Source organism: Rhodococcoides fascians A25f (assembly GCF_000760935.2).
GTDB lineage: Bacteria > Actinomycetota > Actinomycetes > Mycobacteriales > Mycobacteriaceae > Rhodococcoides.
On sequence record NZ_CP049744.1, the window covers coordinates 3,036,934 to 3,054,981 of the forward strand.

Here is an 18,048-nt window from a genome sequence, read left to right on the forward strand (position 1 = left end):
TCTACTCCCCTGCCCTGTTCGCCACTGAGCCTCTATTTGCTACTGCGCCCCTGTTTGCTACTGCGCCGTCGCGGACTGTGATTCGTCCGCGCAACACGGTCGTGGTCACCTTCGAGGAGAAGGTCATGTCCTCGAACGGCGTGTTGTGCGCGACGCTGGCCAACTTCTTGCCCGATACCGTCCAGCTCGTGTCCGGATCGACCACGGTGAGGTTGGCGATCTCGCCCACCTCGATCGGCCGGCCCTGGTCGGCCAATCCGACGATCTGCGCGGGACGCTCGCTCATCACTCTCGCCACACCCCGCCAATCGAGCAGGCCGGGAGTCACCATGGTGTCGAACACGATGGACAGTGCGGTCTCGAGTCCGAGCATTCCGGGACGTGCGATCGAGAATTCGCAGCACTTGTCCTGCTCGGCGTGGGGCGCGTGATCGGTTGCCACACAATCGATCACACCGTCGGCGAGGCCTCGACGGAGGGCGTCGACATCGGACTTCTCGCGCAGTGGTGGATTCACCTTGTTGATCGCGTCGTACGTTTCCAGACGCGAGTCGTCGAGCAGCAGATGATGCGGGGTGACTTCGGCGGTGATCGAAATGCCCTGTCCACGAGCCCACTTCACCAACTCGACGGTGCCCGCGGTGGACGCGTGGCAGATGTGCACCCGTGCGCCCGCGTCTCGGGCCAGCAGAGCGTCGCGCGCGACGATCGATTCCTCTGCCGCGCGCGGCCAACCGGCCAGTCCGAGCCTCGCCGCGGTGGGCCCTTCGTGTGCGACGGCACCGACGGTGAGCCTGGGCTCCTCGGCGTGCTGAGCGATGAGCACACCGAGCGAACTCGAGTACTCCAACGCCCGACGCATGATCAGCGGATCGTCGACGCAGTGTCCGTCGTCGGAGAACATCTTCACTCGGCCGATTCCCGCGGCCATCGTGGCCATCTCGGCGAGTTGCTTGCCCTTCAACCCGACGGTGATCGCTCCGACCGGGTGGACGTCGACGAGCCCGACTTCCTGTCCGCGGCGCCACACATGGTCGGTCACGACCACCGAATCGGCAACCGGATCGGTGTTCGCCATGGCGAACACCGCGGTGTAACCGCCCAGAGCGGCGGCGGCGGACCCGGATTCGATCGTCTCCGTGTCCTCCCGGCCCGGCTCGCGCAGGTGCGTGTGCATGTCGACGAATCCGGGCAGCAGAATGTGGCCGCGGGCCTCGATCACCTGCGCGCCGTCGGCATCGAGGTCGGTACCGATCGCCGCGATTTCCTCGCCATGGATCAGCACGTCGGTTTCGGAGCCCTCGCCGTACAGCAGGACGCCCCGCAGCAGAACCGAGGCCGTGGATGCGGTCATGAAGCACCCCCGTCCGAACCGACCAGCAATCGGAACAGCACTGCCATCCGCACGTGAACTCCATTCGTAACCTGTTGCAAGACTGCAGTTTTGGGAGAATCTGCGACCGACGACGCAATCTCCATACCGCGCAGCATCGGACCGGGATGCAGCACGACGGCATGATCGGGCAGCAGCTCCAGCCGGCGCTGCGAGAGCCCGTACGTGATGGAGTACTCCCGAGCCGAGGGGAAGAACCCGCCGTTCATCCGTTCTGCTTGGACCCGCAGCATCAGCACGGCGTCCAACCCGGGCAGTTCGGCGTCGATGTCGTGTGAGACCCGCACCGGCCAGCCGGTCACTCCGACGGGAAGCAGTGTCGGTGGCGCGATCAGCACCACCTCGGCCCCGAGCTTGGCCAGCAGGATGGCGTTCGAGCGCGCCACCCGGCTGTGCAGGATGTCGCCGACGATCGCGACTCGTCGGCCGGCGATGTTGCCGAGACGTTGACGAACCGTCAGAGCGTCGAGCAGGGCCTGGGTGGGATGTTCGTGCGTACCGTCGCCCGCGTTGATGACGGCAGGACCTCCACCTGATCCTTGGTCGGCAGTCCACTGAGCGATCTGGTGAGCAGCACCCGATGCCGGGTGTCGAACGATGAGGGCGTCGGCTCCGGCAGCACGCAATGTCATCGCGGTGTCGCGGAGCGACTCCCCCTTCGACACCGAGGAACTGCTGGCACTGACGTTGATGACGTCGGCACTCATCCACTTGCCGGCCACCTCGAACGAGACGCGAGTGCGCGTCGAGTTCTCGAAGAAGACCGTCATGATCGTTCGGCCGCGCAGCGTCGGTAGCTTCTTGACCTCGCGGCCGAGCAGCGCTTGCTCGAAGCGTTCGGCCTCGTCGAGAAGTTCGGTGGCCGAGTCGACGGTGAGATCGGCGACCGAGAGCAGGTGCTTCATCGCGCCGATCCTCCCTCGGACAGGCTGACACCGTCGCGGCCGTCGTGTTCGGACAGCAACACCGAGACGTCCTCGGTGCGCGCGGTGGGGACGTTCTTGCCCACGTAGTCCGCACGGAGAGGAAGTTCGCGGTGGCCGCGGTCGATGAGAACCGCCAGCTGCACGGCGCGTGGACGACCGAGGTCCCGTAGCGCATCGAGCGCGGAGCGGACCGTTCTGCCCGAGAACAGCACGTCGTCGACCAGCACGACCAACGCGTCGTCGACGCCGCCGACCGGGACCGACGTCCGCTCGAGTGGGCGGTGCGGCTTGTTCCGCAGATCGTCGCGGTACAGGGTGATGTCGAGAGACCCCAGCGGGGGTCGCACGCCGGAGAATGCCTCGATGCGTTCGGCGAGGCGCTCGGCCAGGGTGGTGCCGCGGGTGGGAATACCCAGCAGAACGACGCGCGGCGAGTCGGCAGCGTCGAGCGCAGTTTTCTCGATGATCTGATGAGCCATGCGGGAGATGGTTCGTCCCACATCGGCCGAGGACAGCAATTCGCGAACGGCAGGGTTCGCAGACGAGCTTTCGGGCGCAGGCAAACTACGACCTCCTTCTCCGCCTCTCTGGACGGATCGTTAAAGGATGTCTGACATAGAACTTCGTAGAGCCTAGCAACGCTCTGCGAACCACACCTACCAGGCTCGCAGAGCGTTCGGTCACAGGACCGTCGAGAGTTCGATCAGTTCTCGGCGTCGCCGGCCGTGTCTACCTGCGGACGGCTCGATACGGCCGCCGCCGCGGCGCGTACCTGCGGTGCCACGAGGACGATCTGGCCGAGCACACCGTTGACGAAGCCGGGCGAGTCGTCGGTGGACAACTGTTTGGCCAGCTCGACGGCCTCGTCGACGGCCACGACCGGAGGCACGTCGGTGGCATGGAACAGCTCCCAGACGGCAATCCGAAGGATGGCCCGGTCGACCGCAGGAAGACGCGTGAGCGTCCAATCCTTGAGGTGATCGGCAATCACCCCGTCGAGGCGATCCAGGTTCTCCGCAACACCCTCGACCAGCGTCGAGGTGTAGTCGCTGACCGGCGCGATGGTGTCGTCGGCTCGAGCGAGCTCGATGCGCTCGGCGGCCAGGTTCACCGGATCGACGTTGCGCGCCTCTGCCTCGAACAGAAAGTCCACCGCGCGCTTGCGGGCCTTGTGACGCGCGCCCAGCTTCTTCGCGCCCGGGGCACCGTTCTGCGCGCCGGAGGATGTCGACTTCTTCGATGACACGTTAGGAGTTCACACGCCCGAGGTAGTTGCCGTCACGCGAGTCGACCTTGAGCTTGTCGCCGGTGTTGATGAAGAGCGGCACCGAGATCTCGGCTCCGGTCTCGAGTGTCGCAGGCTTGGTACCACCGGTGGAGCGGTCGCCCTGCAGACCAGGGTCGGTGTGCTTGACCTCGAGCTCGACGGTGACGGGAAGCTCGACGTACAGCGGGACGCCCTCGTGCATCGCGACCTGGACGCGCAGGTTCTCGAGCAGGAAGCGGGCTCCGTCGCCGACGGTGGCCTCACCGATCGAGAGCTGGTCGTACGTGTCTGCGTCCATGAACACGTAGTCGCTGCCGTCGTGGTAGAGGTACGTCATGTCGCGGCGGTCGACCGTCGCGGTCTCGACCTTCACACCGGCGTTGAACGTCTTGTCGACGACCTTGCCCGAGAGCACGTTCTTGAGCTTGGTCCGCACGAATGCGGGTCCCTTACCTGGCTTGACGTGCTGGAATTCGATGATCGACCACAGCTGGTTCTCCAGGTTGAGAACCAGGCCGTTCTTGAAATCGCTGGTGGAAGCCACTTGCTTCGCGTCTCCTCAATCGTTTGTGCGCGTGACGCGCCGTCGGTCACGGGCTTGGATTCGCTCCCGCCCGCGCGCTAGACGGACGTGAGTTCCTTGCTTGTCAGGGTGAGCAGTTCCGGACCCCCGTCACGAACGACGAGTGTGTCCTCGATCCGAACGCCGCCGCGACCGGAGAAGTAGACACCCGGCTCGACGGTGACCGCTGCACCGCTCAGCAGTATACCGGTGCTCGTCTTCGCGATTCCCGGCGCTTCGTGGATTTCCAGGCCCACGCCATGACCGAGCCCGTGCAAGAAGTACTCGCCGTACCCTGCGTCCTCGATGACCGAGCGCGACGCCGCGTCGACCGAGGCGGTGTTCACCCCTGGTGCCAGCGCCTCTCGACCGGCCGTCTGCGACTGCTGCACCAACTCGTACAGGTCGCGCTGCCACTGCGCCGGACTACCGATCACGAAGGTCCGGGTCATGTCGGAGTGGTACCCGCCCACGAGCGCCCCGAAGTCCAGCTTCACGAAGTCCCCCTCGGCCAACACCGCATCCGTCGGTCGGTGATGCGGCACTGCGGAGTTGACGCCTGCAGCCACGATGGTCTCGAACGAGATCGCATCGGCACCGTGGTCGAGCATCGCAGATTCCAGTTCGCGGGCCACCTCACGCTCGGTTCTCCCGGCGCGAATGCTGCCCCTGGCCAGCAATTGGGCGAGCGCATCGTCGGCAGCGCGGCACGCGTCACGGAGCAATCCCACCTCGAACTCGTCCTTGACCATGCGCAACGACTCGACGACACCGGGTGCGCGCACCAAGTCGACGCCCCCGTCCAACTCGGCCCAGCTGCGATGGGCATCGACCGTCACGACGTGACTCTCGAAACCGATGCGGCCGCCACGGCCCGACACTCCCGACCGGAGGAGGTGGATCGCCGATGCGCGGTCGATCTCGGCACGCAGATCCGGCACCTGCTCGGCGACCTGGGTGACATACCGACCGTCGGTGCAGATCACGGTCTCGTTCTCACCGTCGACGGAATCCGACGCCGAGACCAGCAGGGCCGCGTTCGAGCCGGTGAAACCGGTCAGATAACGCACGTTCAGCAAGTCGGTGATCAACATCGAGTCGAGGCCGTCGGCGGCCAACAGTTCTCGCAGGGCACCACGACGGGCACCGAAATCAGCAGGCATGCGCTCGACATTACTGCTGTCCCCGACGTGCCTCGGCCCGGACACATCGGACTCGAACTTTGTGGGCCCTGCCACACGAACGGCGACGTGCGGATATGCTGTGCCGCATGACTGGGTGGGCAGTGCGTGGCATAGGTATGGGATTGATCAACGCCGTCGTTCGATTGCTGCTGGGGGCGGCAGTATCGATGTGGCCGCTGAGTGGCTCGGCGCTGCGATGGGTGGCGTATGCCCTCGTGATCCTCGTGATCGTCGTCTGGGCAGGAATCGACGGCGTTCGCGATCGACGCAATCATCCTGATCCCGACGACGGCCAGGACCTCACGATGGTGTGGCTCAAGGCCGCGGTCGTCGCAGGACTGCTCGCTGGACTGCTCAGTTGGATCATCGACTTCTTCGTCGACTTCAGCCTCGGTCAGAACGGTCTGATCTTCGAGCTCACCTCCGGTGCAGCGTTCACCATCCTCACCATTTTCGTCGTTGCCACCATTGCGGTGTTCGTGGGTCGGCTGATCGTCAACCGCGACGCGAAGAAGAAGCTGGCCACCTCCGACGCCGACCGTGCGCACAACCGCGAGCTGGTGAATGCGGGCAGCGCGGAACGCACCGAGTCGAGTCGCGGCACTCGATCGCAGGCAGAGCAGACGCGGTCCGAACCGACGCGATCCGAACCTCAGTGGGCTGCAGAGCACGGCGAAGCCGACACCGAGGTCTTCTCGGCAGTGGACGCCGACGGAAAGCCCCGACTGGACAAGCGCGGCAACCGGCACGGCACCGCCGACGGTTCCTGACCCCCGCTACGAACACACGGGCGGTGAGCGACGCATGACGCGTCGCTCACCGCCCGTTCTCATCTCGTCCGGAGCCCGGGGCCGAGTGTCACAACATGATGGCGGACCCACCGGTTGCCGGGGCCTCGCGACCGACTGCGGAGAATGCGGCGACGAGCAGCGCCGGATCTGGACCCTCCAGCCGTCCCGGCTTGGCCAGACCGTCCAGGACCACGAACCGCAACAGTCCGGCGCGATTTTTTTTGTCCGTCTGCATGCCTTTGAGCAGGTCCCCGAACGCGTGCTCGTCGTAGGTGACCGGCAAGCCGACCGATTCGAGAATCGATCGATGTCTGTCGGCCGTGGCGTCATCCAGACGGCCGGCGAGCCGTCCGAGCTCGGCCGCGAACACCAGACCGACCGACACTGCAGCACCGTGGCGCCACCGGTACTGCTCGCGTCGCTCGATGGCGTGGGCAAGGGTGTGACCGTAGTTCAGGATCTCGCGGAGGTTCGACTCGCGCAGATCCGCCGCCACGACCTTCGCCTTGACCTCGACCGATCGCTTGATCAACTCCGGTAGAACGTCACCGGTCGGATCGAGCGCCGCCGCCGGATCGGCTTCGATGATGTCCAGAATCTTCGGATCGGCGATGAAACCGGTCTTGATCACCTCGGCCATGCCCGAGACGATCTCGTTCTTGGGCACGGTCTCGAGCGTGGCGAGGTCGATCAGCACGGCAGCAGGTTCGTGGAAGGACCCGACGAGGTTCTTACCGGCGTCGGTGTTGATGCCCGTCTTGCCGCCGACGGCCGCGTCGACCATGGCGAGCAGCGTCGTCGGTACGTGCACGATACGGACCCCGCGCATCCACGTTGCTGCCACGAATCCGGCCAGGTCCGTCGCGGCTCCGCCGCCCAGGCTGACGATGGCATCGCTGCGGGTGAGGCCGATACGGCCCAACACCTCCCAGCAGAATCCCGCCACAGCGAGGTCCTTACCGTCCTCGGCATCCGGAATCTCGATGCGGTGTGCGTCGATTCCCTTCTCCGCCAATGCCGCACGCACGGCCTCGGCCGTTTCGGCCAGCGGTGGTTGGTGAAAGATCGCCACGGTGGCGGTTCCGGCGAGCTCCTCGACCAGGTCCGTCAACAGACCTCGACCGATGATCACCGGGTACGGGCTGGCAGTCTCGACCTGGACGCGCACTGGCTCTGTCATCGAATCACCTTCATCTACTGGGGGTTTCGTCGTTCATGTTGCGCGCAGGCACGGGTGCGATCGCAGTCAGTTTCGAGACCAGCTGGCCCACCACTCGGGCCGGGCTGCGACTGTCGGTTCGCACCCGCACCGTGGCCACCGAACGGTAGAGGGGCCGCCGATACCGCATCAGTTCCTGATACTTCGCACGGGGATCGGGACCGGCAAGGAGTGGCCTCACCGAATTGGCCCCCGTCCGCCGAAGCCCTTCTGCCACACTGATTTCCAGGTATACAACCGTGTGTTTCGACAGCAGAGCGCGCGTGGCAGCGGACAGCACTGCACCACCGCCGAGAGAGACGATGCCGTCGTGCGAGGCCAGCGCGCCCGCCACTATCCGCTCCTCGATCTGCCGAAATGCCGGCTCGCCGTCGTGGGAGAAGATATCGGCGATCGTGCGACCGGTCTCTCGTTCGATGGCTACGTCGGTGTCGAACAGCTCCAGATTCAACGCTTGCGCAAGCCGTCTGCCGATGGTCGACTTGCCTGCTCCCGGCGGTCCGACGAGGACCGCGTACGGGCTCATCGTGGAGGTCGGGCGGCGGTGCCCTTCACGTAGTGGTCGACGTTGCTCGTCGTCTCCGCCAGCGAATCCCCACCGAACTTCTCCAACGCTGCCTGCGCGACCACCAACGCAACCATCGTCTCGGCGACGACACCGGCGGCCGGAACGGCGCAGACGTCCGAGCGCTGATGAATGGCGACCGCTTCGTCTCCGGTGGTCATGTCGACTGTTGCCAGCGCGCGCGGCACGGTGGAGATGGGTTTCATCGCGGCCCGCACTCGCAGTGGCTCGCCGTTGGTCATCCCGCCCTCGATGCCGCCTGCGCGGTTGGTCGAGCGCAGCACCCCGTCGGGGCCGGGCTTGATCTCGTCGTGGGCGACACTGCCGCGGCGGCGAGCGGTCTCGAAACCGTCGCCGATCTCGACACCCTTGATGGCCTGGATTCCCATCAGCGCGGCGGCCAGCCTGGCGTCGAGCTTGCGCTCTCCGGAGACGAACGACCCGAGGCCGACGGGCAGTCCGTGCACGACGACCTCGACGACGCCGCCGAGGGTGTCGCCATCCTTCTTCGCCGCTTCGATCTCGGCGATCATCGACTCCTCGGCGGCCTTGTCGAAAGCACGCACCGGGGAGGCGTCGATCGCGTCGAGGTCGTCACCTGCAGGCGGCGGACCCACGTACGGATCGGATGCTCCGATGGAGATCACATGGGACACCACGTCGACGCCGAACGCCTGCTTCAGGAAGAGGCGCGCCACCGTGCCGATCGCAACCCTGGCCGCGGTCTCGCGTGCGCTCGCGCGTTCGAGAACCGGGCGCGCATCGTCGAAGCCGTACTTGAGCATTCCGGAGAAATCTGCGTGCCCGGGGCGCGGGCGAGTCAGCGGGGAGTTCCGCGCGAGATCGGCAAGCACGGCTTCGTCGACCGGATCGGCCGACATCACCTGCTCCCACTTGGGCCATTCGGTGTTGCCGACCTCGATCGCGACTGGCCCGCCCATGGTGCGGCCGTGCCGCACACCGCCGGTGAGCGTGACTTTGTCCGCCTCGAACTTCATTCGGGCCCCGCGGCCGTAGCCGAGACGACGGCGGGCGAGTTGGGAGGCAATATCGTCCGAGGTCACCTCGACTCCCGCGACCATTCCTTCGAGAATGGCGACGAGAGCGGGTCCGTGGGATTCTCCGGCAGTTATCCAGCGCAGCACTCGAGCATCTTTTCACGTCAGGCAAGCTGCGGATGCCAGCAGGGTCGCCGCGCACATGGACGGGCCGTGCGGGATACGTGCCCGACTGTGCCCGACGGCAGCGACGATCGATCCCACCACGGCAGTTGCCAGTGGTGCCGACAGCGCCGCGATCACCCATCCTTCCCCACCGCCGAGAGCTGCGATCGAGCCCACCGACCACGCCAGCTTCACGTCCCCGGCACCGAACGCAGACGGCGCGAGAAGGTGCACGACGAGGTAGATCGCGAACAGTAGGACTCCGCCGAGCAATGCCCTCGCCGACCCCACCGACACGAGCATCGTCGTGACCACGATCGCACCCGGGATCGTCAATTCGTTCGGCAACCGGCGACGCCGTAGGTCGACGGCACTGAGCGCGACGAACCACCATGTCAGCACGCACAAAGGAACCCAGTAGGTGGTCTCGCCGAACCGCCACCAGACCCATCCGGTACCCACCGCGGACGACAACGGCAGAAGCCGTGGATCCCACCGGACCAGACCGAATCGCATCGCTACCCCGGCAACGGCACCGATCACCGACGCTGCACACAGACTGAACATGGCCCGAAGGGTCGCATCCCTCCCACGGCCGGCCACGGGAAAACACCTGATCGCAGATTGCCCTGTGGACAACCCGCCGGCTGTGGACTACCGGGAAGTCGTACTCACTCGGCAGTGGCCAATGCAGCACGCATGACCGCCCGGGGTGCCGGCTCGCCGGTGAACTGCTCGACTTGCCCGTACGCCTGCTCGAGCAGCATCGCCAGGCCGCCGACAACAGTTCCACCGACCTGCTCCACCGCGGCTGCCAGCGGCGTCGGCCAGGGATCGTAGATGGCGTCGAGCACCAACGGCGCGTGAGCGAGTGCAGTAGCGATGTGTGCGGCTCCGGTCGCAGGCACTGTGCTGACCAGTACGGCCGATGCACTCGCGATGGCAGCGAGACGGGAATCGGTCATGTCTGCGAACTCCGCGCGCAGTCCTGCGGAGACGGCGCACCGGAGTGTGTCCGACGCCCGGTCGGCCGAGCGCGCGACGACGGTGACGGCGGCAGCCCCCAACCCGGCCAATGCGACGATCGCCGGCCGTGACGTTCCCCCGGCTCCGACCACCGTCACGGAACTACCCGACAGGTCGACGACCCCCGCACCGCGTAGGGCACCCACGATTCCGTCCACATCGGTGCAGTCGGCCCGCCAGCCCGACGCCGTGCGCACCAGTGTGTTCGCCGAGCCGGCCAACACCGCCCGTTCGGTGCGTTCGCCGGCGTAGTTCAAGGCAGCGACCTTGCCTGGCATCGTGACGGACACCCCGACCCATTCGGGACCGAAACCGTCGAGCATGCCCGGCAGCTGCTCACCGGTGCACTCGATTCGGTCGTACGTCCAGCCGTCGAGACCGAGGGCGCGGTATGCAGCGCGGTGCAGTAGCGGCGATTTCGAGTGTTCGACGGGGCTTCCGAGGACTGCGGCCCGCACGTCAGCGCCCGCTGTCGAGGAAGCCCGGTTCGACCTTCGCGATGTTCGCGAGGTGTTCCTCGTAGCTTCGGGTGAACAGCGTTTCACCCGCCTGATTGATGGTCACGAAGTACAACCAATCACCGTCGGCGGGTGCCTCGACGGCTTGCACCGCACCGATGCTCGGTGAGGAGATAGGCGTTGCCGGCAACCCTTCGCTGGCGTAGGTGTTCCACGGGGTCACGCGCGCCCGGTCGGCGTCGGTGGTGGCCACCTCGGTCGTGTCGAGCGAGTAGTTGACCGTCGAGTCGAACTCGAGTTTCTGCGGCACCGCGAGCCGGTTGAGAATCACCCGGGCCACCTTGCTGAAATCCTGCGGCAGGGACTCCCGCTCGACGAGAGATGCAGCAACCAGAGTGTCGTACGGAGTGAGCCCGGAGTTGGTGCCCGCGGTGAGAATCCCGGTGTCCTCGTAGCGAGTGGCACTCTCGGACACCAGCTGCTTCAAGATGTCGGCGGGTGCGGCACTGGGATCGAAATCCCAGGTTCCCGCTGCGATCAGGCCTTCGAGCTGACGATCTCGGTCCGGAACTCCCTCGACGCGATCGGTAGCCCAGGCGGGAACGCCGAGGGCCGCCGGGTCGTCCACGGCTCCGGCCGCATTGAGGTCGTCGTAGCTCACGCATGCGGGAGTGCCGCTCCCCGTTCGATCCACGCAGCTCGCCTCGGAGATCAGCGTGTAGATGCCCTTCTTGACGGCACCGGTGTTCACGTCGCGTGCGTCGTGCAGCTGACGTCCCTCCGAGATGACCATGTTTCCCACCCGGGAGGCGGGGTCCACCAGTTCGCTCACCGCTCGCGAGGCGGGCACGTTACTGGTGAGCAGATAGAAGCCCGGCTGAACCGAGGTGATGGCGTTGTTCGCTATCGCAGCTTCGAGGAATGCCCCCGAGCTGGCGACGACACCCTTGTCCGCTGCCTCGGTACCGATTTGTTGGGCGGTGTCGTTGGGATGAACCTGAATCACGACGCCGTCACCGGAGGACCCGGCCGCGAAGTCTGCGTTCGGGGTCGTGCGATTCCCGAATTTGCTCACTGCGAAATACCCTCCGCCTGCAACTGCGACGATCAGCACCAACCCGAGCGCCAATGCCACGATCCGGCCGCGACGCTTGCGAGTGGACGCGGCACGGTCCCTGCGGCTCGCGGCACGGCTGCGGCCCACCTCCCGCGGCTCCGCGCCGCGCTCGGAATCCGAGCGCGCAGTACGGTCGCGTTCGGCGCCAGGCGCAGGCGTGGGGTGCGGTTCGTGCCGTTGCGGCGGCCGCGGACGGACGTTCATACGGCGATCGAAGTCGCTGCCCTCGTCCACGCGATACCCGATCGGATCGGTGTGCGCCTCGTCGGAGCGCGCATGTCGCCGGTCCCGATCGAAGGACCCATGGTTGTTCACTCGTCGACCTCCGTCGATCCTGAATTCGTCCCTGCGTGATCCGAGACCGCGTCATCCGAGACCGCGCGATCGGCAGCACCGCGAGTCGACACGGCACGGCGCTCGTCGAGCCAGCCCTGCAATATCGCCACCGCCGCAGCCTGATCGATCACCGATCGTTGATTCTTGGCCCGCACACCGCTGTCCCGTAGTGCACGCGACGCACTCACGGTAGTCAGTCGCTCGTCGGCCATTCGAATCGGCACGTCGCCCAACCGTCTGTGCAGGGAACGCCCGAATCTCTCGGCGGCATCGACGGCACTGCCGCGCTCACCGCGAAGTGTGCGGGGTAGGCCGATCACGATCTCGACGGCCTCGTACTCGGCCACGATCTCCGCGACGCGTACCACGTCCGGGGCATCGGGACCCTTGATCTTCGAGCGCGGCACCGTCTCGACCGGCGTCGCGAGCACACCGTCGGGATCGCTGGACGCGATTCCGATACGAACGCTGCCGACGTCGATACCGATTCGCCGGCCCCGGCCCGGATCGTCGACCCCGGGCCGATCGGGGCCACGCCCCAGGTTGGCCATACTCGTCAGCGAGACGTGAGTTCGGACAGTCGGGCCCGGGCAGCGTCAATACCGGCGGCGATTCCGGCGACGTCCGACCCCGACCCCTGCGCCAGTTCGGGCTTACCGCCACCTCGGCCACCGATGCTCGGACCGAAGGCCGCCACCAGGTCACCGGCGGCGACACCCGCATCCTGGGCAGCCTTGTTGGTCGACACCACGAACGGGACCTTGCCGCCGACCGTGCCGAACAGCACCACGACGGCCGGATCCGCACCGAGGCGTCCACGAATATCGGTCACCAGGGTGCGCAGGTCGTTGCCGCCGACACCGTCGGGTGCCTGCGCGACCACCGCGCGAACATCGCCGAACCGCTCGGCCTTTCCGACGAACTCGCCCGCCGAGGCCAGTACCGCCGCCGCCTTGACCGCGTCGAGCTCCTTCTCGGCGACGCGAAGACGCTCGACCAGAGTCTCGATGCGCGCGGGCACTTCCTCGGAAGGCACCTTCAGCGACGACGCGATGCCTGCGAGCAACGCGCGTTCCTTGGCGAGATAGCGGTACGAATCGAGACCGACGAATGCCTCCACGCGGCGCACGCCGGACCCGACCGACGATTCACCCAGGATGGTGACCGGGCCGATCTGCGACGAGTGCTGTACGTGCGTACCACCGCACAGTTCCATCGAGAACGGTCCGCCGATCTCGACGACGCGCACTTCGTCGCCGTAGTTCTCGCCGAACAGGGCCATCGCGCCCATCTTCTTGGCACTGTCGAGGTCGGTGACCAGGGTGTTGACCGCGAAATCGGAGCCCACCGCATCGTTGGCGACGTTCTCGATGTCGTCGCGCTGCGCCTCCGAGAGCGCGCCCTGCCACGAGAAGTCGAACCGGAGGTAGCCGGGCTTGTTGAGCGATCCCGCCTGCGTTGCGTTCGGCCCGAGAACCTGTCGCAGTGCCGCATGCACCATATGGGTACCCGAATGGCCCTGAGTCGCGCCTTTGCGCCAGGCGTGGTCGACGTCGACGTGGACGGTGTCGCCCTCGGTGATCTGACCCGACTCGACCACCGACTTGTGCGTCCAGACCTTCTTCGCGATTTTCTGTACGTCGTTGACCTTGACCTCGAGGCCAGGCGCGGTGATGGTGCCGATATCGGCGATCTGTCCACCGGATTCGGCGTAGAGCGGGCTGCGGTCGAGGATGATCTCGATGCTCTCGCCCGCAAGTGCGGTCGGAACGCGAACTCCGTTCGAGATCAAGGCCAATACCGTTGCCTCGGAACCGAGTTCGTCGAATCCGGTGAATTCCGTCGGTGAACCGTCGACAAAATCCCGATAGACCGTGAGATCGGCGTGCGCATGTTTGCGCGCACGGGCGTCGTCCTTGGCTCGGTTGCGCTGCTCGGCCATCAACGAGCGGAAACCGTCCTCGTCGACCGAAAGACCCGCCTCGGCGGCCATTTCGAGCGTCAGATCGATCGGGAAGCCGTAGGTGTCGTGCAGGGCGAACGCTTCGGCACCGCCGATCTTCTTCGCGCCCGACGCCTTGACCGCCTCTGCCGCGCCCTCGAACAATCGCGAACCCGAGGTGAGCGTCTTGAGGAATGCCGTCTCCTCCCCCACTGCGACGGTCAGAATGCGGTCGAAGTCGGTGACCAGGTTCGGGTAGGACTCCGCCATCGTGTCGCGCACCACAGTGACGAACTGCGCCATCGTCTCGTCGGGCGCACCGAGCAGACGCGCCGAGCGCACGATGCGGCGTAGCAACCGGCGCAGCACGTAGCCGCGACCGTCGTTGCCGGGGTTGACGCCGTCGGAGATGAGCAGCGCAGCGGTGCGTGCGTGATCGGCGATGACGCGGAAGCGCACGTCGTCGTCGTGATTCGCACCGTATGCGCGTCCCGAGAGTTCCTCGGCCTTGGCGATCACCGGTCGAACGAGGTCGGTCTCGTAGACGTTGTCCACTCCCTGCAGCAGAAACGCAACGCGCTCGACGCCCATGCCGGTGTCGATGTTCTGCTTCGGCAGCGGACCGAGGATCTCGAAGTCGTCCTTGCTGATCCCCTTCCCGCGCTCGTTCTGCATGAACACGAGGTTCCAGATCTCGATGTACCGATCCTCGTCGGCCTCAGGGCCGCCCTCGGCACCGAACTCGGGTCCGCGGTCGTAGTAGATCTCGGAGCACGGGCCGCAGGGTCCCGGAATGCCCATGGACCAGTAGTTGTCGGCCATTCCGCGGCGTTGAATTCGCTCGTCGGGCAGCCCGGCGATTTCCTTCCAGAGTTCGATCGCCTCGTCGTCGTCGAGATATGCAGTGGCCCAGATCCGCTCGGGGTCGAACCCGTATCCGCCGTCCTCCACGCTGTCGGTCAACAACGACCAGGCGTGCCGAATCGCGTCGCGCTTGAAGTAGTCGCCGAACGAGAAGTTGCCGGCCATCTGAAAGAACGTGTTGTGGCGGGTAGTGATGCCCACGTTCTCGATGTCGAGGGTGCGGACGCATTTCTGGACGCTCGTCGCCGTCTTGTACGGGGGCGTCTGCTGACCGAGGAAGAACGGCACGAAGGGAACCATGCCGGCATTGACGAACAGCAGGTTCGGGTCGTCGAGAATCAACGATGCACTGGGTACTTCGGTGTGCCCCGCCTTCACGAAATGGTCGAGGAAACGCCTGCGGATCTCATGGGTCTGCACGGATACAGGTTAGCGTCGTCGGACCCCGTGCCGACTCGAGGGCCTATCGGCCCCGGATGATCCGACGGAGTTTGCCCACCCTGGTCGCAATTTCGCGCTCGGCACCGTGCTCGGTGGGCTCGTAGTAGTTCACACCGACCAACTCGTCCGGAGGATATTGCTGACCGAGGACCCCGCCGGGACTGCTGTGCGGATACCGATACCCGACGGCATTCCCCAACCCCTGGGCTCCCTTGTAGTGACCGTCGCGGAGATGTGGCGGTACCGATCCCGACTTTCCGGCCGCTACATCGGCCATGGCCGCACCGAGAGCTGCGATCACCGCACCCGATTTCGGCGCGGTGGCCAAGTGGATCGTGGCCTGCGCAAGCGCCAACCGCGCCTCGGGCATGCCGATCATCTGCACGGCGTTCGCCGCGGCCGTCGCCGTCTGCAATGCAGTCGGATCGGCCATCCCGATGTCCTCGCTGGCGTGCACCACCAACCGTCTAGCGATGAACCGCGCGTCCTCGCCTGCAGTGATCATGCGCGCCAGATAGTGCAGCGCGGCATCGACGTCGGACCCTCTGATCGACTTGATGAACGCACTGATGACGTCGTAGTGCTGGTCGCCGTCGCGGTCGTAGCGCACGGCGGCCTTGTCGACACTGGCCTCGACCGTCGCGAGGTCCAGCGTTCCGCCGGTTGCGGCACCCGCCGCCGCCTCGAGGGCCGTCAACGCTCGGCGGGCGTCCCCGGCCGCGAGCCGCACGAGGTGGTCCATCGCGTCCTCGGCGATGGTCACCGCCCCGTCCAGCCCACGCGGGTCGTTGGCGGCGCGGGTCAACAGCAACTCGATGTCCTCGGTCCCCAGCGGCTGCAACTGCAACACCAGCGACCGCGACAGCAGAGGCGACACCACCGAGAACGACGGGTTCTCGGTGGTCGCCGCCACCAGCAACACGATTCGATTCTCTACGGCTGCGAGCAACGCGTCCTGCTGCGTCTTCGAGAAGCGGTGCACCTCGTCGATGAACAGCACCGTCTGTTCACCCGACAGCAACCGGCGTCGCGCGAGTTCGATGACGTTACGCACTTCCTTCACGCCTGCCGACAGGGCCGACAACGCCTCGAACTTGCGTCCGGTGGCCCCGGAGATCAACGACGCGAGCGTCGTCTTTCCGGTTCCCGGCGGACCGTAGAGCATCACCGAGGACGCACCGGATCCCTCGACGAGCCGACGCAGCGGCGCCCCGGGAGCCAGCAGATGAGATTGTCCGACCACCTCGTCGAGGGTCGTCGGACGCATTCTCACCGCCAGCGGCGCGTCGGGCCGGACGTAGGTCGAGGTCGGGCGCGACTCGGCGATCGTCGTCTCCGGGGGTGCTGGGGTTTCGAAGAGACCATCGCCGGGGTCGTCGCTGCTCGAAACATCACTGCCCGACATATCACTTCCGAAGCCGCCACTCACCGGTCGAACGCTACCGATCGCGCTGTCGAGAATGCGAACGACGTCGTGGCTACCGCTCCCACTTCGCCCGCAAGGCGGTCGCGACCGATGCTGCGTACTCGGCGATGCCGGTCTCACCGGCGCGCTCGGCACTGTCGGCCAGTACCGCCCACCGAGAAACGAGCGCCTGCGACCGTGGAACCGACAGGTGGTGCGCCCGCGCCGCGGCGATGCGCGTGTGGTCGTCGGGCAGGAACCAGTACGTGGTCAGCCATACCCAGATCAGCCGCGCGTCGAGGATCTTGCTCGCCAGGGCGGTGTCGTCGGCCAGTGCAGGCCAGATCCCGACGACCTCCGAACGCCATGCATCGATCATCGCCTGCTCACGTTCGTGCGTGAGCTCGAAGCTGCACAGGCACCCCGGGAACGAGGCCAGGGCATAGGTGATGTCGAGTGTGGCGTCGCGGAATCCGCCCCACTCGTAATCGAGAAAACGGACACCTTCGTCGTTGACGATGATGTTGTCGGGACACAGATCGGACGGGCTGAATGCGCGGAAGGCGCCGTGCGCGAACAACCTTCCGCTACGAGATACGCGATCGAGAAGTGCATCCGGGGTGGGACCCACCCCCGGCAAGCCGGCCAACAATTCGGGAACCTCGGCAAGTGCATCGGGAATCTGCGCGGAGATTCCGTCCGTGGTGTCGGGCTGCCCGACGCGTCGGAGGAGCGCTGCGAAATCGTCCTCACGGCCGACGGTTGCGGCATGCATTCGACCGAGAGCCTGGGCCATGGCCATCAGCGAGTTGGTCACTGCCGCCTCGTCCGAGTTTCGCAAGAGGGTTGTGATGGGGCTGGCGTCACCGAGGTCGCTGAGTACGAGCAATCGCGCGTCGAGATCGTAGGCGTGCAGTTCCGGCCCCGGCCTGCTGTCGGTGGCCAGTGCGTTGGCGAACTGGTACGAGGCTGCCTCCCGCAGGAAGGCACTCGACCCTGCGATGTCGGCCAATTCGGTATGCAGTTCGGACTCGCCGGTCACGTCGCGCACCTGCTTGAGCACCAGGGTGCGGGGCAGCTGAAAGGGGTTCTCGGAGACTTTGACTCGCAATACGATCGCCTGGCCGCTACCGCCGAGATTCACCGGGTCGATCAGCGTCACCGGAGCTCCGGTTCGCTTGGCGAGGAGGCGCTGCGCTGCTGCTACTACCTCTGATACAGGGTCTGCCAGTGTTGCGGTCATCGATGTCCAAGCTACCCGTTCGCTGCGATTTTCTGTGCTGTGTCGACGACTACGAATGGGACACGATTGTCCGTTTTGCGGCTTTTCGCACGTCACATCCCCAGATTCGACCAGATGGTCGGTTACCCCCGAACCATCGAATTATG

General features: G+C 65.9%; 17 protein-coding genes. 1 reads left to right on the forward strand and 16 read right to left on the reverse strand.

Annotation, left to right across the window (positions count from 1 at the left end; translation table 11 throughout):
- Position 1: 1 nt before the first annotated feature.
- The 6 genes from BH93_RS14250 to BH93_RS14275 all read right to left on the reverse strand — a co-directional run bounded on the left by BH93_RS14250 (position 2) and on the right by BH93_RS14275 (position 5,311).
- Complete coding sequence (locus tag BH93_RS14250; protein WP_037173831.1) at positions 2-1,354, reverse strand: dihydroorotase; 1,353 nt, start codon at positions 1,352-1,354, stop codon at positions 2-4.
- Complete coding sequence (locus BH93_RS14255; protein WP_032377802.1) at positions 1,351-2,298, reverse strand: aspartate carbamoyltransferase catalytic subunit; 948 nt, start codon at positions 2,296-2,298, stop codon at positions 1,351-1,353. The genes BH93_RS14250 and BH93_RS14255 overlap by 4 nt, the downstream gene beginning before the upstream one ends.
- On the reverse strand, positions 2,295-2,882 hold the full coding sequence (gene pyrR, locus BH93_RS14260) for a bifunctional pyr operon transcriptional regulator/uracil phosphoribosyltransferase PyrR (protein WP_032377801.1): 588 nt from the start codon (positions 2,880-2,882) through the stop codon (positions 2,295-2,297). The genes BH93_RS14255 and pyrR overlap by 4 nt, the downstream gene beginning before the upstream one ends.
- A gap of 140 nt (positions 2,883-3,022) precedes the next feature.
- Complete coding sequence (gene nusB, locus BH93_RS14265) at positions 3,023-3,565, reverse strand: transcription antitermination factor NusB (RefSeq protein WP_052058392.1); 543 nt, start codon at positions 3,563-3,565, stop codon at positions 3,023-3,025.
- A 1-nt stretch (position 3,566) separates the two neighbouring features.
- Complete coding sequence (efp, locus tag BH93_RS14270; RefSeq protein ID WP_027496978.1) at positions 3,567-4,130, reverse strand: elongation factor P; 564 nt, start codon at positions 4,128-4,130, stop codon at positions 3,567-3,569.
- Positions 4,131-4,207: 77 nt separating this feature from the next.
- Positions 4,208-5,311: a M24 family metallopeptidase gene (locus tag BH93_RS14275; protein ID WP_037173832.1), complete on the reverse strand. Its 1,104-nt coding sequence runs from the start codon at positions 5,309-5,311 to the stop codon at positions 4,208-4,210.
- 107 nt (positions 5,312-5,418) lie between these two features.
- Here BH93_RS14275 and BH93_RS14280 point away from each other — a divergent pair, with 107 nt between their 5' ends.
- Entirely contained in the window at positions 5,419-6,102 is a 684-nt protein-coding gene (locus BH93_RS14280) for a B-4DMT family transporter (RefSeq protein ID WP_037174312.1), read from the forward strand.
- A gap of 88 nt (positions 6,103-6,190) precedes the next feature.
- Here BH93_RS14280 and aroB read toward each other — a convergent pair whose 3' ends face one another.
- From aroB to BH93_RS14330, 10 genes are all read right to left on the reverse strand, one after another.
- On the reverse strand, positions 6,191-7,303 hold the full coding sequence (aroB, locus tag BH93_RS14285; protein ID WP_037173833.1) for a 3-dehydroquinate synthase: 1,113 nt from the start codon (positions 7,301-7,303) through the stop codon (positions 6,191-6,193).
- 10 nt (positions 7,304-7,313) lie between these two features.
- Positions 7,314-7,868, reverse strand: a complete 555-nt coding sequence (locus BH93_RS14290) for a shikimate kinase (RefSeq protein ID WP_037173834.1) — start codon at positions 7,866-7,868, stop codon at positions 7,314-7,316.
- Positions 7,865-9,052 carry a chorismate synthase gene (aroC, locus tag BH93_RS14295; RefSeq protein WP_037173840.1) on the reverse strand — a complete coding sequence of 396 codons (1,188 nt, stop codon included), beginning with the start codon at positions 9,050-9,052 and terminating at the stop codon, positions 7,865-7,867. The genes BH93_RS14290 and aroC overlap by 4 nt, the downstream gene beginning before the upstream one ends.
- A 12-nt stretch (positions 9,053-9,064) precedes the next feature.
- Positions 9,065-9,637: a prepilin peptidase gene (locus BH93_RS14300; RefSeq protein WP_080739038.1), complete on the reverse strand. Its 573-nt coding sequence runs from the start codon at positions 9,635-9,637 to the stop codon at positions 9,065-9,067.
- Between the two features lie 104 nt (positions 9,638-9,741).
- Complete coding sequence (locus tag BH93_RS14305; protein WP_037173841.1) at positions 9,742-10,554, reverse strand: shikimate dehydrogenase; 813 nt, start codon at positions 10,552-10,554, stop codon at positions 9,742-9,744.
- Position 10,555: 1 nt separating this feature from the next.
- Positions 10,556-11,986, reverse strand: coding sequence for an endolytic transglycosylase MltG (locus BH93_RS14310; RefSeq protein ID WP_037173843.1), 1,431 nt, complete (start codon positions 11,984-11,986; stop codon positions 10,556-10,558).
- Entirely contained in the window at positions 11,983-12,558 is a 576-nt protein-coding gene (gene ruvX / locus BH93_RS14315) for a Holliday junction resolvase RuvX (protein WP_032403347.1), read from the reverse strand. Before ruvX ends, BH93_RS14310 begins: the two co-directional genes overlap by 4 nt.
- 5 nt (positions 12,559-12,563) lie before the next feature.
- Positions 12,564-15,233: an alanine--tRNA ligase gene (gene alaS, locus BH93_RS14320; RefSeq protein ID WP_037173845.1), complete on the reverse strand. Its 2,670-nt coding sequence runs from the start codon at positions 15,231-15,233 to the stop codon at positions 12,564-12,566.
- Between the two features lie 43 nt (positions 15,234-15,276).
- Positions 15,277-16,659: a replication-associated recombination protein A gene (locus BH93_RS14325; protein WP_037173847.1), complete on the reverse strand. Its 1,383-nt coding sequence runs from the start codon at positions 16,657-16,659 to the stop codon at positions 15,277-15,279.
- Positions 16,660-16,732: 73 nt separating this feature from the next.
- Positions 16,733-17,902, reverse strand: a complete 1,170-nt coding sequence (locus tag BH93_RS14330) for a kinase (protein WP_037173848.1) — start codon at positions 17,900-17,902, stop codon at positions 16,733-16,735.
- Between the last annotated feature and the right edge of the window lie 146 nt (positions 17,903-18,048).